The organism is Acinetobacter sp. 1566109 (genome assembly GCF_000582255.1).
Lineage (GTDB): Bacteria > Pseudomonadota > Gammaproteobacteria > Pseudomonadales > Moraxellaceae > Acinetobacter > Acinetobacter nosocomialis.
Window position 1 is genome coordinate 49,292 of record NZ_JEYB01000010.1, and the last position, 16,970, is coordinate 66,261.

A 16,970-nucleotide genomic window follows, 5' to 3' on the forward strand; every position below is an offset into this window, starting at 1 on the left:
AATATGAATACAAGCAGGATTATTAATTTGATTTTATATTAGTTGGTACGGGCTAAAAGGAATTGTGAAATCTCAACTAATTCTTTTGCATTTTCACCAAAATGCGCTAAAGCCTCAAAAGCTTGATCATGCAACTCTTTTGCATAAACCTGTGCTTGCTCAAGTCCCATTAAAGCAGGATAAGTCGACTTTTGTACTTGTTCATCCTTACCCGCAGTTTTACCTAAAGTTTCAGTGCTTGAGGTAATGTCCAAAATATCATCTTGCACCTGAAAAGCCAGTCCAATTGCTTGTCCATATTGGCGTAATTTCGGAATTGCCTGATCTGTTCCAGAGAAAATTGTCACTGCACCCATCATAATGGCAGCCTGAATAAGCGCTCCCGTTTTATTACGGTGGATATTTTCTAGTTCGTCTTGAGAAATTTGTTTAGCTTCAGCTTGTAGGTCTAAAACCTGTCCACAAACCATTTTAGAGCTGGCTGTTGCTAAAATTTGAATTTGCTTTAATACAATTGCAGCATCAGTTCCCTGCCCTTGTTCATCAAACAAACGACTCCCTAAAACCTCAAAAGCCATCGACTGTAAAATATCACCTGCAAGTAAAGCGGTATCTTCACCAAATGCTACATGGCAAGTTGGCTGACCACGACGAAGTAAATCATTGTCCATACAAGGCAAATCATCATGCGCTAGGGAGTAGCAATGAATAAGTTCAACCGCAACTGCCGCACGGCGAGCAGCCGCAAAATTTGGATTGTCTTGTAAAGAAGCTGTGGCGTAACACAAAGCTGGACGCACACGTTTTCCACCAAGCATAACTGCATGGTGTACTGCGCTTTTTAAAGGTTCAGGAATTGAAAATGCGGCGAGTGTTGTCAATAAATCTTGTTGAATACGTTGTTGAGCTTGTTTTAAAACATCCGCATTAACTTGAGAGAGTGATGACACAGTCGCCTCGTAAAATCAGTAGAGAAATTTTATTGAATGTGATGAAACATTCATGTGCTACATCATACACGATTCACTGTAAAAAGTGCGTGATGAGTTATGGATGTCAGAAGTAAAAAAGCCTCTCTATGGGAGAGAGGCTTTTCATTTAAATGACTTTTAGAAACTGTCACCCGGAACGCGTACCCAACCTTCCATTAAGACACGTGCACTACGGCTCATAATGGCTTTTTTCACTACCCATTGACCATTTGTAAGTTCAGCTTGAGCACCAACACGTAATGTTCCCGATGGATGTCCAAAACGCACTGCTTCACGCTCGCCACCACCAGCTGCTAAATTTACCAATGTACCCGGAATGGCAGCAGCCGTACCAATTGCTACCGCTGCTGTTCCCATCATGGCATGGTGAAGTTTACCCATCGACAAAGCACGAACCAGTAAGTCGACATCATTTTCTGAAACGTTTTTACCGCTTGAAGCTGTGTAATTTTTCGGCTTAGAAACAAAAGCAATTTTTGGTGTGTGCTGACGTGCAGCTGCTTCTGAAATATCTTTAATTAAACCCATTTGCACAGCACCATATGCACGAATTTTTTCAAAACGTGCTAGCGCTGCGGCGTCACCATTAATATGATCTTGCAGTTCTGTACCTTGGTATCCTAAATCTTCTGCATTTAAGAAAATGGTTGGAATACCGGCATTAATAAATGTGGCTTGGAAACTGCCAATCTCAGGCACGTCTAATTGGTCAACAACATTCCCTGTCGGGAACATATCACCGCCCTCTTCACCATCATCGGCTGGGTCTAAAAACTCAATTTGAACTTCTGCAGCAGGGAAAGTCACTCCATCCAGTTCGAAGTCACCAGTTTCTTGAACTTGACCATTGGTGATAGGTACATGAGCAATAATGGTTTTTTGAATATTTTTTTGCCAAATTCGAACAGTACAGAGACCATTTTCAGGAATTCGATTTTCATCAACCAAACCATTTGAAATCGCAAATGAACCAACCGCAGCAGTTAAATTACCGCAGTTACCACTCCAGTCCACAAAAGGCTGATCTATTGAAACCTGTCCAAATAAATAGTCTACATCGTGATCTGGCTGTGTGCTTTTAGCGAGAATAACGGTTTTACTGGTACTTGAAGTCGCTCCACCCATTCCATCAATTTGCTTTCCATAAGGATCTGGGCTACCAATGACACGTAGTAAGAGTTGATCTCTTGCTTGACCTGCCACCTGAGCTCTTTCCGGCAAATCATCAAGTTTAAAAAATACGCCTTTACTGGTTCCACCACGCATGTAAGTTGCTGGAATTTTAATTTGCGGTACTGAGCTCATATCAACTGTTATCCTTACTCTTGTGTTTTTATATCTCGAAACAAACAGACTTGTTTAGTCATGCACTTCATCTTAAATCGTTTTGTGATCTAGAGATAGCGTTATGCTTTTATACATCAATCGTATTGACGCAGACTTATTTTGAGAATTTAGATTCATGCTCGCAATGACCGAATTAAGCAAAATCATGAAAAAAAGAGTCTATCAAAAATATATTTTTAGAATATTTTTTAATCATTTTTAAATTATTAAAAGCAAGTTAATGATTTTAAATATTTTTTAGTGTTACTTTTCAGTCACCGCTTGTTAATTTGTAGTCTAGGCTAAAATAAATCCATCTATTAGAATAATTTACTTATTCATAGTGAGTGAAGACCTTTGACCAACGAATCTTCTACACTGCAACGAGGACTAAAAAATCGACATATCCAATTAATTGCTATGGGTGGAGCAATTGGTACCGGATTATTTTTAGGCTCGGCGCAAGTGATTCAATCTGCGGGACCATCCATTATTTTAGGATATGCCATTGGTGGCTTAATTGCTTTTTTAATTATGCGCCACCTGGGAGAAATGATTGTTGAAGAACCTGTTGCAGGATCGTTCAGCCATTTTGCTTATAAGTACTGGGGAAAATTTCCCGGATTTTTAGCTGGATGGAATTATTGGATGCTCTATGTTCTGGTTGCGATGAGTGAACTCACCGCGGTAGCCAAATATATTAATTACTGGTGGCCTCATATTCCAGCATGGACGTCTGTCTTATTTTTCTTTGTCGTGATTACGGCAATTAACCTTACAAACGTCAAATTTTATGGTGAGTCCGAATTCTGGCTCGCTATTATTAAAGTTGCTGCTGTTATCTCTATGATTGTTTTTGGCCTTTATTTGCTATTTACAGCAGATGTGGGTTCAAGCATTTCATTTAGTAACCTGTGGTCTCATGGTGGATTTTTTCCAAATGGCTTTAGTGGCCTCTTCTACATGTTGGCTTTCTTGATGTTCGCCTTTGGTGGTATTGAACTGATTGGTATGGCTGCGGCAGAAGCAAAAGATCCGAAAAAGACCATTCCAAAAGCAATTAACCAAGTTGTTTTCCGTATCTTGATTTTCTATATCGGTTCACTAGCGATCTTACTTTCATTAGTGCCGTGGAACCAGTTAGATCTTGGCGGTCTCGATAAAAGTCCATTTGTTATGATTTTTAGCCAAATGGGTATTGGTTGGGCTGCACATTTACTGAACTTTATTATTTTAACCGCGGCCCTCTCTGTTTATAACAGTGGGATGTTTGCCAATAGCCGTATGCTTTACGGTTTAGCTCAACAGGGTAACGCGCCAAAAATTTTCAAGAAAGTAAATAAACAAGGTGTACCTGTACCAGCAGTTTTGTTATCTGCATTACTTATTTTTGGCTGTGTTCTTTTAAATTACTTTGTACCTGAGGATGCTTTAAGTCACTTAATGTACATTGTAGTTGGAGCATTGGTATTGAACTGGGCGATGATCAGTATGACTCACCTTAAGTTTAAATCAGCAATGAAAAAACTCGGTCAAAAAACTCACTTCCCTGCACTTTGGGCACCATTTAGTAACTATTTGGTTTTAGGTTTCATTGCTGTTGTACTTTACATTATGTGGAGCCAAGGCTTTAAAGAGTCTGTAATGATGATTCCGATCTGGATTGTTCTTATGTTTATTTTGTTTAAAGTACTCAATGCTAAAGAACAATAATCTGAACATTTGTATTTAAAATATGAAAAAAGCCATTGTCTCGACAATGGCTTTTTTATTTAAGACGATAAGATTAAAACCATATTTGAATGTCTATTTAGAGCCATTGTTTCGTATCATCAGCCACAGGTGTGCCATGAATAACATGCATAATCATTGCATGCGCAATACTGCCCTTAAATGGAATTTCAGGTAACTGATCAAGTTTGAAAAATTGAGCATCACTCAGTTCTTTCTCCTGAATTTCAATTTCGCCCGCTTCATATTCAGCTTTAAAAGCCAACATTAAGTTACTCGGAAATGGCCATGGTTGACTCGCCAAATACTGAATATTCTTAATGTGCAATCCAACTTCTTCTAATGTTTCACGTCGCACAGCATCTTCTAGTGTTTCCCCTACCTCGACAAAGCCAGCGATTAAACTATACATCTGGGTTGTATTTCTGGCATTTTTAGCCAGCAAAATCTCGTTCTCTCCACGTGTAATAATAGTAATCACACAAGGGTTAACTCTAGGATATTGACTAAAACTACATGCTGGACAAGTCATAGAATATTCAGTCTTATGCTGCTGGGTTTTATGCCCACAACGGCTACAAAACTGATGATTACGACGCCACTCTAGTAACTGAAAAGCACGACTCGCCTGTTCAAACTGCGGTTTAGTCCAATATTGTAAGAGTTGGCGAATAGGTATGAACTGATATCCATTTGGTATAGGTTCACCTTCTTGGAAATCTCTTGCTATTACTTGAGGGTCTGCTTGTATATGTAAATCATGTTCCTGCTGTTTAAGGCAAGGCAAATTAAAATTCGCATCAACCAAAAGTTGTTGTTGCTGAAAAATATAAGCAATAGGAAGGTTGTTGGTATCCATTTATATACTCGAGTGAAGAACCTTTCGACGGCCTCTATAGCTTCTTCAAAAGGATCAGACTTAAAACATATTTTTCAAAAATCTTACGCATACTGGCAAACATCTTCAATTTATTTAATTTGTATCTTTTTGATTAAAATCACATTTTATTCACGCATGCTATGCTTTTAAGTTATATCTATGACTTTATAGCTAACTGACCAGTGATGAACTTAGAAGCACTGCTTCACATAAAATTGATCTCTAAAAATTTAGACTAGTTTTAGTCCCATCTCATGAAGCAAAAATATGCGATTTGGTTTAATTCTGGGTGATCAATTAAATCACCAACTCGCAACGCTCAAGTATTTAAACCAAAATGAAGACATTATTTTGATGGCTGAAGTACTTGAGGAAACATCTTATGTTGCTCATCATCCACAAAAAATAGCGCTGATTTTTAGTGCAATGCGACACTTTGCAAAAGAATTAAAAGCACAGGGCTGGAAAATCCGTTATCACACATTTAAGCGCGAAAGTCATATAAAAAAGTTAGTCGACTTTATTGCTTTGCAGCAACAACACTTCTCGGCAAATACTCTCATCGTTACCCAATGTGGTGAGTATCGCTTACAGCATGAAATCGATACTTCATGGTCTAACTCACTAAAACTACCTGTTATTTGTTTAGAAGATGATCGTTTCTTTTGTACCGTAGAACAATTCAAGCAATGGGCAAACAAATATAAAACGCTAAGGATGGAATACTTTTACCGAGAAATGCGCAAGCAAACTCACTATTTAATGCATGACCAACAACCCGTAGGCGGGCAATGGAACTTTGATCAAGCCAATCGAAAAGCGTGGTCAGGCAATCCACCTTTGCCACCAAAATTAACCTTTGAGCATGATCAAATTGATATAGATGTTATTCAACTGGTCAAGAAAGAATTTTCTCAACATATCGGCAATATCGATTCCTTTCAATGGGCAACAACCCGTCAAAATGCCTTACTTGCTTTAGACCATTTTATTTCTAACAACCTACCCCACTTTGGCGATTATCAAGATGCCATGGTTTATAGTTCAGATTTTATGTTTCATAGTCTGCTCTCGCCTTATTTAAATTGTGGATTGTTATTGCCACAAGAGGTGTGCGACGCTGCTCAAACAGCCTATTACAACGGACAGGCCCCCTTAAATGCAGTAGAAGGATTTATTCGCCAGATATTAGGATGGCGGGAATATGTGCGTGGAATCTATTGGTTGTCTATGCCTGACTATAGCGATCAAAATACCCTTCATGCCAGCATGCCGCTACCACAATATTACTGGACGGGTGATACAAAAATGGCATGTATGGCCGAGTGTTTCAGAAATACCTTTGAACATGGCTATGCTCACCATATTCAGCGTTTAATGATTACAGGCAACTTTGCGCTTTTAGCTGGTGTAAATCCATCTGAAATTTGCGAATGGTATTTAGCAGTTTATGTCGATGCTTATGAATGGGTCGAATTACCGAATACTTTAGGCATGGCGATGTATGCAGATGGCGGCATCATGGCAAGTAAACCCTATGCTGCATCAGGTAATTACATACATAAAATGTCAAATTATTGTCAGCACTGTACATATAACGTCAAAACCAAAACTGAACCAGACAGTTGTCCATTTAACAGCTTGTATTGGTATTTTATGAGCCAGCATGAGGCCATATTTCGTCAAAATCCCAGAATGGCGATGGTCTACAAAAACCTTGATCGTATGAAAGATAAAGCTTCTGTTATGCAGCATGCACAGTTACTTATTCATCAACTTGATGAGCTTTAAGATCATGAAAAAACAGCATCTACCCCAGAAAATATGTGTCTATTGTCAACGCCCTTTTGACTGGCGAAAAAAATGGGAGCGTTGCTGGGAAGAAGTAAAATATTGCTCTGAAAGATGTAAACGACAGGCTCGCTCAAATAAGTAAATATTTCACGCGATTGTTTTAACTGATTCAACACTACTCTTCATTGTTGAATCAGTTGTCTTTCAATTGATTATATTTGATGCTCTTAAGCATATTTATACTGGCGAGAACAGTAAGCTCTTTCAACTTCTGATGAACGTAATTGCTGATGCTTGGTTTTACGCCCTGCCATACGCTTGCGCCAGAGTTTAAAACTGCTCGATTTTAAGTTGTATCTCATTAAACGAATAACTTCACTTTCACGCAAGCCATACTCTCGCTCAATTGCTTCAAATGGGGTTCGATCTTCCCATGCCATTTCAATAATTCTAGATAAGTCATGTTCATCAATTTTTTTCATGTTATGCCCTTTTAAATTATGCTGTAACCAAATCTGATTCTTTAACAAACAACCTTTCGGAAATAGCTTCACTGACCCGATTGCTTGCTTTGAATGTTTTCGTGTTTTGCTTCAGATCATAGAAAGGCAAACATGAATTTTTTGTGATTTTTTTGCTTTATAAACTCTATTTTTTTATATAAGACATAAACAGTTCTAAAACCTTTGAGTGGTTTAACTTTTTATTAGCCACTATGGCAAAATTTTTAATACCTAAAACATGAAAAAAGCCATTGCCTTAGCAATAGCTTTTTTGTTTATAATCATAAAATTATGCGCCCTTAGCTTAACTGGATAGAGCAGTTGCCTCCTAAGCGACCGACGTGGGTTCGAGTCCCGCAGGGCGCACAAACCTAATAGCAAAATATAAAATAATTTAGTTAAAATTATTTTATATTCAAATATATAAATTTTAATCATAGAAGAATATAGATAAATATATAAGGATATAGTTGCAATGTTTAAGGATATGATTGAGGATATATGGAGTTCTACTCAATATGTATCCTTATTCTGCTATGGCTAAGAAAACTATTCCGCTATCCGACTCCAAATGCACTGGTGCAAAGCCGCAGGAAAAGGATTATTCCTTATACGATGGTCATGGGTTGATTCTATTCATTCGTAAAAGTGGCTCAAAAGTATGGCGATTTAAATATAAAAGAGCTAATGGTAAAGATGGCTTAATGACTTTGGGCAACTTCCCTGCTTTAAGTTTAAAAGCTGCCAGAGATAAGCGCCGTGAATTGGAGACACTATTAGCTAATGGAATAGATCCAATTGAATACAACGAAATACAAAAGGCTAAACTAGACAATAAATATAATTTTGAATCTATAGCTCGAGAATGGCATACAGCATATAAAAGTACTGGACGTTGGGGAACTGAAACAGCAGAAAGGGCTCTTAAGAATATGGAAGAGTATGTTTTCCCAAAACTTGGGAAAAAGCCTATTGATGCAATCAAGCCAAAAGAACTAATTCAAGTAATCAAAAGTATTGAAGACTTAGGTTATACCGAAGTTGTAAAAAAAACCCGGCAACGGCTAACAAGTATTTTTGCATTTGCAATGTCGAAAGGATTTATTGAAAGTAATCCAGCCTATGGTCTTCAAGATATTTTCATCCTTTCAAAGAAAACCAAACATCATCCTCAATTACCATTAGAAAGATTGCCCGAGTTACAAGCTAAATTAGCTTCCGACACTGGTCATCCACTTACTCGGCTATGTGTTGAATTTGCCTTACATACTTTTGCTCGTTCAAGTGAAATCAGATTTGCAAGGTGGGAAGAGTTTGATTTTGAAAAAGCTATTTGGACCATTCCCCCAACTAGAGATTTTGTAGAAGGTTATAAATACTCTTATCGCGGTGCGAAAATGAAAACACCTCATTTAATTCCTCTATCAAACCAAGCACTAGCAATAATAAAAGAGGTCTACAAATACAGCGGACACACTCAAAATGTTTTTCCTAAAAACGGTGATCCGCATGGCTTTATGAGTGAATCAACTATCAATAAAACTCTACGCCGTCTCGGATATGATACAAATACAGAAATTTGTGGGCACGGCTTTAGAGGTATGGCCTGTGCAGCCCTAATTCAAAGTAAACTATTCCAGAAAGATGCTGTTGAAAAACAAATGAGTCATCAAGAGCGTAATAATGTACGACTTGCATATACCCATAAAGCAGAGTTCTTAGAAGAAAGAAAAACAATGCTCAATTGGTGGAGTAGTTATTTAGATGTGACTAAAGAAACAAGTATTAGTCCATATGATTATACAGCACAGATTTTAGGTGAAGAGATCATACAATTTAAGTATGCAAAATTGATGAAATAATCAATTTTAACAGTTTGCTAAGCCTAGCTCGACGGAGCGAAAGTCAGATACCCAATCTGATTGGCTTAGCTCCTATTTTGGGATGCCTTGGGAGGCAGAATGAAGAATTTCTATACTTTAGAAGAGGTGTTATCTGCCTCAGATGAGCCATTATCTCTCTTAGATATTATTGATTATTGCCGAAGAAGCATGCTGCATCCGTGTGTATATCTTGATGGTAATTTAGTCTGTATAGAAGAAACTCGCGAACACCATAGTGAGGATAAAAGAGATTATCCTGAACATGTAGTGGAGGCTAAATGGCACGTACCATTTCAAGGATATGTTTTTAGTCAGGATCTGATTGAGCAATTACGATCAAAAAACCAAACTTTTAATCTATTAAAAATTGATCAAATTATATCTCAATATTCTGAAATACCACTTAATGAACCAGAACTTAACCAATCTCTTCACGTATATGAGCGTAGGTATGATGATGACGTTAAGGATTTTTTTTGGATTAGGGATATGAAGGATGAGGAATACAAAGGAATTGAATATTCTAAAAAAGAGATAGTGTTTCATATTGAAGAGTTAAAAAGAATAAATTTTAATGATCCTGATAAAAGAAAGTTTGACGCCTTACGGCGTGAATACAATCATGAAGAATATAAACATCTACTATTCTCAAAACCATCATTCTCAATTCATGAAGCAGCTTCAATTGTTTCTATGAATAATCCACTATTCGTAGAAGTTTATCGAGATCAACCGAATTTCGTTAAATACTTTCAGCATTATTTACATTCTTATAATTTAATTAGCTCATGGTCTGAAGATGGCATTTTAGGTGAATCAGAAATGATCCCTGCTGAATTATTAAAAGAGACTCTTAAGAAAAATAAAATTCTTATCCAGAGTTTTAATGCGCATCTAATAATAATGGAAGAAGGTAATCTCACTGTCGAGCACAAAAGAATTAATGAGCAAAATGAAGAAATAGAAAGACTGAGAGAAACTATTAAAAACTTAAATACACAAATTGAGCAATTACAGTCGGAACAATCATTAGAGCCAGTAAAGTCATATAACCTACTAGATTTAATTCTAGACAGCACTGACAATGAAAGATACGCGCCTGATCTAGCTTATGCTATTCAATTATGGGAATCAGTTTATGTTACTAACCCCAAATCAGGCAAGCATAGTAATAAAGCAAATATTTGGATCAAAAATAATACACCCTATTCCGGCGATCGAGATGATACGTATACGCGCAGACTACGAGATATAACATCACCGTTAATTGGATGGCATGATGATAGAAAAAAATTATTAATCAATAATTAACTAAGCTATTGAATTTTAAAACCTTAAAACTACGTACGTAAAATTACGTCCGTAGTTTTTTGCATTTACGTGCTATGCGTCCGTACGATCAAAACTGTTTAGATACAACCAAGCGTTAGAAATATATGGTTGTAATTATGCTTCAAATAACTCCAATTCGAATTCAATTCAGTACTGTATGCCAATTACTTGATGTAACCCGTGAGTCTCTTCGACACACTATTCGTAAAGACCCCACGTTTCCAAAGCCAATGAAAATGGGGACCACAAAACAAGCTCCCGTTTTCTTTGACTATCAAGAGATTGTTGAGTGGCATAACAGCAAAAAAACTGTTGCTGCAGAAATGGAGGCTTAAACCATGAATGCTCCTATTGGTTTAATTTTACCTTCTCAACAAATGTTGAGTTCAGATATCGCTCTCATTACCAATATACGTTTAGACTCCGTCAAAAGAACAATTGAACGTTTAGCAGAACGCCGTGTTATTACTTTACCACCAACGGTGGAAAAGCCTACAGCTGGACGCACAAGCACCGAATATGTATTTTCTGGTGAACAAGGTAAGGTGGATTCGATAACAGTAGTAGCTCAACTCTGCCCAGAATTTACTGCTGCGATTGTGAAACGTTGGTATGAACTTGAACAGCAAACACCAGCATTTGATATCAACAATCCACAGCACCTTTTACAGGCTATTGAAGTTCAAGCCAAACAGAATCTACGGCTAACAGCAGAAAACAAAACCTTGTCACAAGCAATAGAAACTATCACTCATACTGAACACGGCGTAAAATTCCAGCAAGCATGTAAAATTCTGAATGTTAAGCAGCAAGTGTTAGCTGAATGGCTTAGAAAACACAACTGGGATCGCTATCTAAATAATGCTAGGGCTTCAACTTATTACAGTGAAAGTCGAGGGTACTGTGAAACCAAATATTCACTTAAAGAAGGTGTAAAATCCTCTGGCCAACCATATAGTTATACTCAAACCGAGTTTTTCATTCTGCCAAAAGGTATGCAAATTTTGGCTAAAAGGTTTGGAGAATCTTTATGACATATCCAACTATTTTTAGCCTTGCCCTTTTCAAATTAATTTTATTCATCTATATTAAGTCTGTCTGGTGCAAAATCACTAGATTAGCTTTGGTCGGCTATAATTACACAAGCGCATACAGTCCGCTTTGGGCTTTTTTTATGCGTAAAATCTCTATGCTTCTGCATTTCTATGGTGAAGCTGGAGAGGGACATCTTCGGATGTGCGGGTCTCTTGTGTACCTGTCGACCAACCCTTTTCAGCTTTGCCACCCTCATTTGGTCGTGACTGGTAAAGCTCCTAAACAAACACAAGGAGTGCATTCATCATGAACGCAAAAATTAATATTCAATTACCAGGACAATCAGTTCCTTTTTATAATGCTTCTAATTTATTAAATGCATATAAACTTGCATATGAAACGGCTAACCAACTTCGCACCCTACTCAATCAAATAAGTAAGTCTGCAATCTTCATTAAAACATATGCTGAAGAGAATAATTTAGATAATTCAATCTTCACAGAGATTGAAAATTTAATCGCAATTTCGCTTCAACTTTCCAACTCCCATACCGATATATATAACGCTGAGATTAAAAGACATCGTCAAGAACCATATGATCAGTACGATGCTGACGATTTAAATGGAGCTTATGCACTTGCTCATGAAAATACGACTTGGTTAGAAACGTTAATCTCTAAAATTAGAATAGAAGTTAATTTGGTTAAAGAAGCAGTAAAGGATGTTATTCACGGCGCTGTCTTTGCGACACTTGAGCATTTAATTAATATTGCTGAGTATTTAGCTGAAACCAATGTTAATGCTTTTTCTATTGAAAGTGAAAAGTATGAAGCTGAACGGGAGGCATCTAAAAATGGATAAATCCCAAGTTCCAGTTAATAAAGATTCAGTTCAGCCAACTACAGAGCCGAAACAAAATTCACAATCTTCTACATATGTAGAATCTGTCCGTATAACGCCAGATCGACTCATTAATGCCATGATCAATAATATTCGGCAAGGAGGATCTGATGAGCATTGATGCAACTCGGTGGTCATGGACAGCTTCTGTTAAAACTTCTGCTCAACGTCTGGTTCTGCTTTCACTAGCAGACCGGGCTGGTGAAGAACATACCGCATGGCCTAGCATCGATCGCCTAGCTGCTGACACAATGCTAGACAAAAAGACAGTACAAAAAGTTATATTAGAGCTCATAAAACTTGGGCTAGTTAGCGATACCGGCGAACGTGCGGGACCAACAAAAAGAGTCCGTATACTTAAATTAAACGGCGTAAAAGGCCGTGAAGAATATAACCAAAATCTGGATAATTCAGGTTCAAAAAATGATACTGAATCCAGAACAAATACACCCAAAAGTGGGAACATTAAACATTCCCAAAAACGGAATGATTCCGATAATGGAAATATCCCCGAAAACGGGATTTTGAATAATCCCCAAAACGGTACTTTGAATGTACCCAATTTTGGGATGCAGAACCAACCATTGAATCTACCAATAAATCTCTCTCAAGAGCATGACTGGATTCCTAATGTTGATCAGCTGATGACAAAGATAAAGATGGCAGGTCACGGCCAAAATATAGATTTGATCTTTGGCCTACCTAGTTTCGAATTTGAGCTGAGTGCATTCAACTCTTACTTTGAGAACAGTGGATTATCTGATAGCAAAAAGCTTCATAAGTTCACGGCTTGGATCGTAGATAAGTTTGAACGCTATAAAAAGCAAAATCCTGAATATGGCATTCATCCTTCTTTGGAAACTGGACAGCAAGCTATTACTGCTCGGCCATTTATCAATTTGCCGACTAAGCCTAAAAGCTTATTAGGAGATGCTCAATGAATACATCAATCCACAACTTACAAATTGAGCAAGCTGTTCTGGCAGCATTGATGACTGTAGCAAATTCATATAATCAGGTTGAAAGCTTGCTAACTGAAGAAGATTTTCATGCTACACGCCACAAAATAATTTTTAGCGCCATAGTTGATCTGGATTCAAAAAATTCGCCTTATGATGCCGTATTGGTAAACCAATGGCTAGAAATGCATGGATACTCAGAAGCTGCTGGTGGTGAGCAATACATCATGCAGCTTCTAGGTGATGCACCTTCAAGCTTTTATAACCTGATGTCGTATGCTGAGAAACTAAAAGATCTTACGACTTGCCGCAAAGTTGAAGCACAAGCCCATAAGGTCATTCAAAGTGCCCGTAGTTTGACCGTAAGTCGTGGTGATTTAGTTTTGAATGCACAGACAGCCTTTGCGGAAATAAGTACAGAACAAGGTAGTGAAAACCTTTTCCATATTCATGATGCCGCAAACAATACGTTTGTTGAGATGCACCGAAAAATGGAAGCTGCGATTGCTGGCAAAACACTAATTAATGGTATTCAGACTGGGATATATGACCTTGATAAAAAGCTTGGTGATGTTGAGCCCGGTTGCCTAATGGTAGTGGCTGCACGTCCAGCAATGGGTAAAACAACGATGCTTCAACTCATTGCAAATCATGTAGCAGTCATTCAGAAAAAGCCTACCCTTATCATGTCTGGTGAGATGCCAAAAGAACAAATTGCTATGCGTCTCTGCTGTGCCATTGCACCAGCAGATATTGGGATAGTACGCAACTCCCCTCACCTTTTGCCTAAAGACGAATTTACGGCGTATACCAATGCTGTTGTAATGCTTCAAAATGTACCGATGTATATCAATGATACGTCTCGCCCCTCGATAGCGAATATTAGGGAATCTATCCGTAAAGTAAAACATCAGTACGGCGCCGTTGGTGTGGTGCTGGTGGATTACCTTCAGATCATGAAGACTACAAAACAGTTTGCCCGAGAAGATTTAAAGATTGCATACTTCACTGGTGAACTTAAAGCCATGGCCAAAGAGTTTGATTGCGTCATAGTCCTATTATCTCAGCTCAACCGTGAACTAGAGAAGCGTCCAAACAAACGCCCAATGCTGTCGGATCTACGTGAATCCGGTGCAATTGAACAGGATGCAGACCAGATCGTTTTCTTATACCGAGATGAGATCTATAACAAGGAATCTCAATATCGAGGTATTGCTGAGGCCATAGTAGGGAAAAACCGCCACGGCGAACCGGGTACTGCGTACATGTATGCTCAATTGAAGTACTGCCAATTTACTAATTTAGATCATGACGCACTTAATCAAATCCAAGGAGCAACAATATGATGTTTGTAGATAACAGTTGTATAGACTCGACTGTATTTAAGAAATCACCTGCTGAAAGATTTAAAAATCTTAGAACCCAGAAAAAAGTAAAGGAGTTCTTCATCAAGCGCCGAGGCTATAAACGCCCAGATTTCAACCGCATGATTCTAGATTTAGGCCGCTTAGGATGGTCACATGAGAAAATAGCCTTTGTATTACCAATATCTGGTGCATCTACTGTAAGTGAATGGGCACGTGGTGGGGTTCCTAACTATGAAAATGGTGAAGCATTTATTGAACTTTGGAAGAGTGAAACCGGGATTGAAAGATTCCCACGTGAAGGCGAATGGCAGACTTATAAATACAAGCTTGGTCAGCAAAACTTTTTAGATGAGTTAGACGGCGTTATTGTTCCCTTAAGTGAGAAATAAAAAAATAAGAAATAGTGATTCAGTATTTTGGATTTGCTTAACAGCCATGCTTTTAGTTCTGTGGTTTAAAGTACCTATTGATAAGTTTATTGAGGATTGATTCATTGGTACATTCAAAGAAGCAAATGGTAATATATTGAATTCAATTATTTTGTTCATTAAATAGAATTATTATGTGGGATCATTTAGTAAGGTTTTCTACTTGGGCAGAAAATAACTCAGGGCAAATTCAGATTTTAATTGCTGTATTTGCCGTTTGGTTAGCGTACGCTGGTTATAAAAAAGTCTTAGAGCAAATTTCTATTTCTAGAGATCAAGAAAAAAATACTTTTAGTCAAAGAAATTTTGAATTGAAATTAGAATTTTTGAATTTATGCCTCGCTATTTCTGATAAAACCACTGTTAAATTAATGGCACAACATGAAATATTAAGGGCCTTGGAGAACTCTTTAAAAGTTTACACTTCAGAAGAAGACCAAGAGGAGTTGAAGGCAACAATAAAAATCTTGGAACAAAAGATTAATGAAACTGAAATGATATTAGAGCTTACTAATAAGTTATCGGAGCGAATTAACAAATCTCAGGAATTTGATTTTAATGAGCAAAGTAAACACATTCATTACATTTACGAGGCTTTAATAATTTCTGTTGATGATGCGAACCGTATGGAACTTTTGAAGTCTAAATTTTTAAAAGATGATTATGACTAATTGATCATATAGCAAACCTAAATACTACCAACTAACACTAGCCCTATTCACTACGAATAGAGCTTTTTAACGTGTAACATCTTCTAAATTTATCGTGTAACACCTCAAACAATTATCATGTAACACCCTTTAATTGTCCTTTTTTTATCGTGTAACAGTAGATTTTGTTATTTTTTGAACAATTTATTATGTATTACTTGGCAACAATTTTCATAGGTTGAAAATCATCAATCTGAACTTTTTTAGCCTTCAGTAAATCTTCTCTTTTACCATCTATAACTAAGATGGCGCGCTTAACTTGGATTGTCCAAGTACGATCTGCCTCACACATATCTTCAGACTCTATAAATACTTTACCAAATGCTTTACCAGAAAGGTTCTGAACATCATCATAAGTAATGATATTTACAGAGGTTCCTTTTATTTTCCCCGCTTTATCCTTTGCCACAAGATCCAGATAAAGCTTGTCATTGTTTCCAAGAAAATCATGAATCGTTATATCCACCACGGCGGAACAGATTCCTGAATTTACATAGCCGGTCTTGGCATGCTGCAAAGTAATTGGAGTCGCTAAAACTACTGAACTAATAAAAGATAATAGTGAACAGATTAATTTTTTTTTCATAATTGAAAAGTTACCTTGTATTAAAGCCATAAAGGAATCTAAGTTATATCAATCAATTTTGGATATAATTTTCTATTATTATCCAGCTTTTCTTCTTACCATCATAAATAGGCTGTAACTTTGCAACAGTTACGTAATGCCAAAAGCCATGACGTTCATTATGAATTGGTAGAACAATTACAAAGTCACCCTTTTTAAATTCAGCTTTTAAATTACCACATGGCGCACTTACTTCTTGGAATCCATCTTGAGTAATAATATTCACTTTTACATCCACTGCAGAACGCCCTAAATCTCCCATAACGGATTCTTGAAGTGTTCTTTGTATTGAAGCATTCTCAAGAACAAATCCGTGGATAGGTTGATTATGCTTGATTTGAGAGCTATATTTTCTACGAATAAATGCCGTTAAATCTTTTGGCGTATCAAAAATCAAAACTTGTTTGCTTTTGGCTTTGTGGAAAATAAATATAGTAACTATTAAAACTAAAAGCACTGCAGCTAATAAGATGTATAACATTTAAATCTCTTTTTTAATATCTAT

The 16,970-nt window shown here is 37.2% G+C and carries 19 protein-coding genes and 1 tRNA gene; 14 read left to right on the forward strand and 6 right to left on the reverse strand.

What is annotated here, in order from left to right; translation table 11 throughout:
• Nucleotides 1–38: 38 nt before the first annotated feature.
• Entirely contained in the window at nucleotides 39–950 is a 912-nt protein-coding gene (locus tag J582_RS10575) for a polyprenyl synthetase family protein (protein ID WP_000097114.1), read from the reverse strand.
• A 159-nt stretch (nucleotides 951–1,109) separates the two neighbouring features.
• Nucleotides 1,110–2,297 (reverse strand): 2-methylaconitate cis-trans isomerase PrpF, encoded by a 1,188-nt coding sequence (prpF, locus tag J582_RS10580; RefSeq protein ID WP_004885439.1) that lies wholly within the window; start codon nucleotides 2,295–2,297, stop codon nucleotides 1,110–1,112.
• A gap of 378 nt (nucleotides 2,298–2,675) precedes the next feature.
• Here prpF and J582_RS10585 point away from each other — a divergent pair, with 378 nt between their 5' ends.
• Entirely contained in the window at nucleotides 2,676–4,031 is a 1,356-nt protein-coding gene (locus J582_RS10585; RefSeq protein WP_002016863.1) for an amino acid permease, read from the forward strand.
• A 97-nt stretch (nucleotides 4,032–4,128) separates the two neighbouring features.
• Here the strand turns inward: J582_RS10585 and nudC are convergent, their stop codons facing one another.
• Nucleotides 4,129–4,908 carry an NAD(+) diphosphatase gene (nudC, locus tag J582_RS10590; protein WP_031981710.1) on the reverse strand — a complete coding sequence of 260 codons (780 nt, stop codon included), beginning with the start codon at nucleotides 4,906–4,908 and terminating at the stop codon, nucleotides 4,129–4,131.
• Between the two features lie 288 nt (nucleotides 4,909–5,196).
• Between nudC and J582_RS10595 the strand changes: the two genes are divergently transcribed.
• Nucleotides 5,197–6,720 carry a cryptochrome/photolyase family protein gene (locus J582_RS10595; RefSeq protein ID WP_031981709.1) on the forward strand — a complete coding sequence of 508 codons (1,524 nt, stop codon included), beginning with the start codon at nucleotides 5,197–5,199 and terminating at the stop codon, nucleotides 6,718–6,720.
• A gap of 4 nt (nucleotides 6,721–6,724) precedes the next feature.
• Nucleotides 6,725–6,865, forward strand: coding sequence for a DUF2256 domain-containing protein (locus tag J582_RS25890; RefSeq protein ID WP_077162469.1), 141 nt, complete (start codon nucleotides 6,725–6,727; stop codon nucleotides 6,863–6,865).
• 85 nt (nucleotides 6,866–6,950) lie between these two features.
• Here J582_RS25890 and J582_RS10600 read toward each other — a convergent pair whose 3' ends face one another.
• Complete coding sequence (locus J582_RS10600) at nucleotides 6,951–7,205, reverse strand: TIGR03643 family protein (protein ID WP_032047833.1); 255 nt, start codon at nucleotides 7,203–7,205, stop codon at nucleotides 6,951–6,953.
• A 314-nt stretch (nucleotides 7,206–7,519) separates the two neighbouring features.
• Between J582_RS10600 and J582_RS10605 the strand changes: the two genes are divergently transcribed.
• From J582_RS10605 to J582_RS10650, 11 genes are all read left to right on the forward strand, one after another.
• A tRNA-Arg gene (locus J582_RS10605) sits at nucleotides 7,520–7,592 on the forward strand.
• Nucleotides 7,593–7,744: 152 nt separating this feature from the next.
• A complete protein-coding gene (locus tag J582_RS10610; RefSeq protein ID WP_171073042.1) occupies nucleotides 7,745–9,088 on the forward strand; it encodes a tyrosine-type recombinase/integrase in 1,344 nt (447 codons plus the stop codon).
• A gap of 99 nt (nucleotides 9,089–9,187) precedes the next feature.
• Nucleotides 9,188–10,420, forward strand: coding sequence for a hypothetical protein (locus tag J582_RS10615; RefSeq protein ID WP_000788310.1), 1,233 nt, complete (start codon nucleotides 9,188–9,190; stop codon nucleotides 10,418–10,420).
• A gap of 137 nt (nucleotides 10,421–10,557) precedes the next feature.
• Nucleotides 10,558–10,776, forward strand: a complete 219-nt coding sequence (locus tag J582_RS10620; protein ID WP_002013272.1) for a hypothetical protein — start codon at nucleotides 10,558–10,560, stop codon at nucleotides 10,774–10,776.
• A gap of 3 nt (nucleotides 10,777–10,779) precedes the next feature.
• On the forward strand, nucleotides 10,780–11,475 hold the full coding sequence (locus J582_RS10625) for a phage antirepressor KilAC domain-containing protein (RefSeq protein ID WP_000993471.1): 696 nt from the start codon (nucleotides 10,780–10,782) through the stop codon (nucleotides 11,473–11,475).
• Between the two features lie 307 nt (nucleotides 11,476–11,782).
• Complete coding sequence (locus J582_RS10630) at nucleotides 11,783–12,337, forward strand: hypothetical protein (protein ID WP_032031682.1); 555 nt, start codon at nucleotides 11,783–11,785, stop codon at nucleotides 12,335–12,337.
• The gene (locus J582_RS26960; RefSeq protein ID WP_016653609.1) at nucleotides 12,330–12,497 is read left to right on the forward strand and encodes a hypothetical protein; all 168 of its coding nucleotides are present in this window, start codon (nucleotides 12,330–12,332) and stop codon (nucleotides 12,495–12,497) included. Before J582_RS10630 ends, J582_RS26960 begins: the two co-directional genes overlap by 8 nt.
• Nucleotides 12,487–13,317 carry a helix-turn-helix domain-containing protein gene (locus J582_RS10635; RefSeq protein WP_032047835.1) on the forward strand — a complete coding sequence of 277 codons (831 nt, stop codon included), beginning with the start codon at nucleotides 12,487–12,489 and terminating at the stop codon, nucleotides 13,315–13,317. Before J582_RS26960 ends, J582_RS10635 begins: the two co-directional genes overlap by 11 nt.
• Nucleotides 13,314–14,681 carry a replicative DNA helicase gene (gene dnaB / locus J582_RS10640; RefSeq protein ID WP_032047836.1) on the forward strand — a complete coding sequence of 456 codons (1,368 nt, stop codon included), beginning with the start codon at nucleotides 13,314–13,316 and terminating at the stop codon, nucleotides 14,679–14,681. The genes J582_RS10635 and dnaB overlap by 4 nt, the downstream gene beginning before the upstream one ends.
• Nucleotides 14,678–15,091 carry a hypothetical protein gene (locus J582_RS10645; RefSeq protein ID WP_032047837.1) on the forward strand — a complete coding sequence of 138 codons (414 nt, stop codon included), beginning with the start codon at nucleotides 14,678–14,680 and terminating at the stop codon, nucleotides 15,089–15,091. The genes dnaB and J582_RS10645 overlap by 4 nt, the downstream gene beginning before the upstream one ends.
• Before the next feature lie 173 nt (nucleotides 15,092–15,264).
• Complete coding sequence (locus J582_RS10650; RefSeq protein WP_000263480.1) at nucleotides 15,265–15,801, forward strand: hypothetical protein; 537 nt, start codon at nucleotides 15,265–15,267, stop codon at nucleotides 15,799–15,801.
• Nucleotides 15,802–15,994: 193 nt separating this feature from the next.
• Here J582_RS10650 and J582_RS10655 read toward each other — a convergent pair whose 3' ends face one another.
• Both J582_RS10655 and J582_RS10660 read right to left on the reverse strand, forming a co-directional pair.
• Nucleotides 15,995–16,456: a hypothetical protein gene (locus J582_RS10655; protein WP_227556604.1), complete on the reverse strand. Its 462-nt coding sequence runs from the start codon at nucleotides 16,454–16,456 to the stop codon at nucleotides 15,995–15,997.
• 22 nt (nucleotides 16,457–16,478) lie between these two features.
• Nucleotides 16,479–16,946, reverse strand: coding sequence for a hypothetical protein (locus J582_RS10660; RefSeq protein WP_032047839.1), 468 nt, complete (start codon nucleotides 16,944–16,946; stop codon nucleotides 16,479–16,481).
• Between the last annotated feature and the right edge of the window lie 24 nt (nucleotides 16,947–16,970).

Bases quoted from the DNA above. Each gene is read 5' to 3' on its own strand.
- prpF (WP_004885439.1), bottom strand. From the start codon at position 2,297: ATGAGCTCAGTACCGCAAATTAAAATTCCAGCAACTTACATGCGTGGT.
- nudC (WP_031981710.1), bottom strand. From the start codon at position 4,908: ATGGATACCAACAACCTTCCTATTGCTTATATTTTTCAGCAACAACAA.
- J582_RS10595 (WP_031981709.1), top strand. From the start codon at position 5,197: ATGCGATTTGGTTTAATTCTGGGTGATCAATTAAATCACCAACTCGCA.
- J582_RS25890 (WP_077162469.1), top strand. From the start codon at position 6,725: ATGAAAAAACAGCATCTACCCCAGAAAATATGTGTCTATTGTCAACGC.
- J582_RS10600 (WP_032047833.1), bottom strand. From the start codon at position 7,205: ATGAAAAAAATTGATGAACATGACTTATCTAGAATTATTGAAATGGCA.
- J582_RS10610 (WP_171073042.1), top strand. From the start codon at position 7,745: ATGTATCCTTATTCTGCTATGGCTAAGAAAACTATTCCGCTATCCGAC.
- J582_RS10615 (WP_000788310.1), top strand. From the start codon at position 9,188: ATGAAGAATTTCTATACTTTAGAAGAGGTGTTATCTGCCTCAGATGAG.
- J582_RS10620 (WP_002013272.1), top strand. From the start codon at position 10,558: ATGCTTCAAATAACTCCAATTCGAATTCAATTCAGTACTGTATGCCAA.
- J582_RS10625 (WP_000993471.1), top strand. From the start codon at position 10,780: ATGAATGCTCCTATTGGTTTAATTTTACCTTCTCAACAAATGTTGAGT.
- J582_RS10630 (WP_032031682.1), top strand. From the start codon at position 11,783: ATGAACGCAAAAATTAATATTCAATTACCAGGACAATCAGTTCCTTTT.
- J582_RS26960 (WP_016653609.1), top strand. From the start codon at position 12,330: ATGGATAAATCCCAAGTTCCAGTTAATAAAGATTCAGTTCAGCCAACT.
- J582_RS10635 (WP_032047835.1), top strand. From the start codon at position 12,487: ATGAGCATTGATGCAACTCGGTGGTCATGGACAGCTTCTGTTAAAACT.
- dnaB (WP_032047836.1), top strand. From the start codon at position 13,314: ATGAATACATCAATCCACAACTTACAAATTGAGCAAGCTGTTCTGGCA.
- J582_RS10645 (WP_032047837.1), top strand. From the start codon at position 14,678: ATGATGTTTGTAGATAACAGTTGTATAGACTCGACTGTATTTAAGAAA.
- J582_RS10650 (WP_000263480.1), top strand. From the start codon at position 15,265: ATGTGGGATCATTTAGTAAGGTTTTCTACTTGGGCAGAAAATAACTCA.
- J582_RS10655 (WP_227556604.1), bottom strand. From the start codon at position 16,456: ATGGCTTTAATACAAGGTAACTTTTCAATTATGAAAAAAAAATTAATC.
- J582_RS10660 (WP_032047839.1), bottom strand. From the start codon at position 16,946: ATGTTATACATCTTATTAGCTGCAGTGCTTTTAGTTTTAATAGTTACT.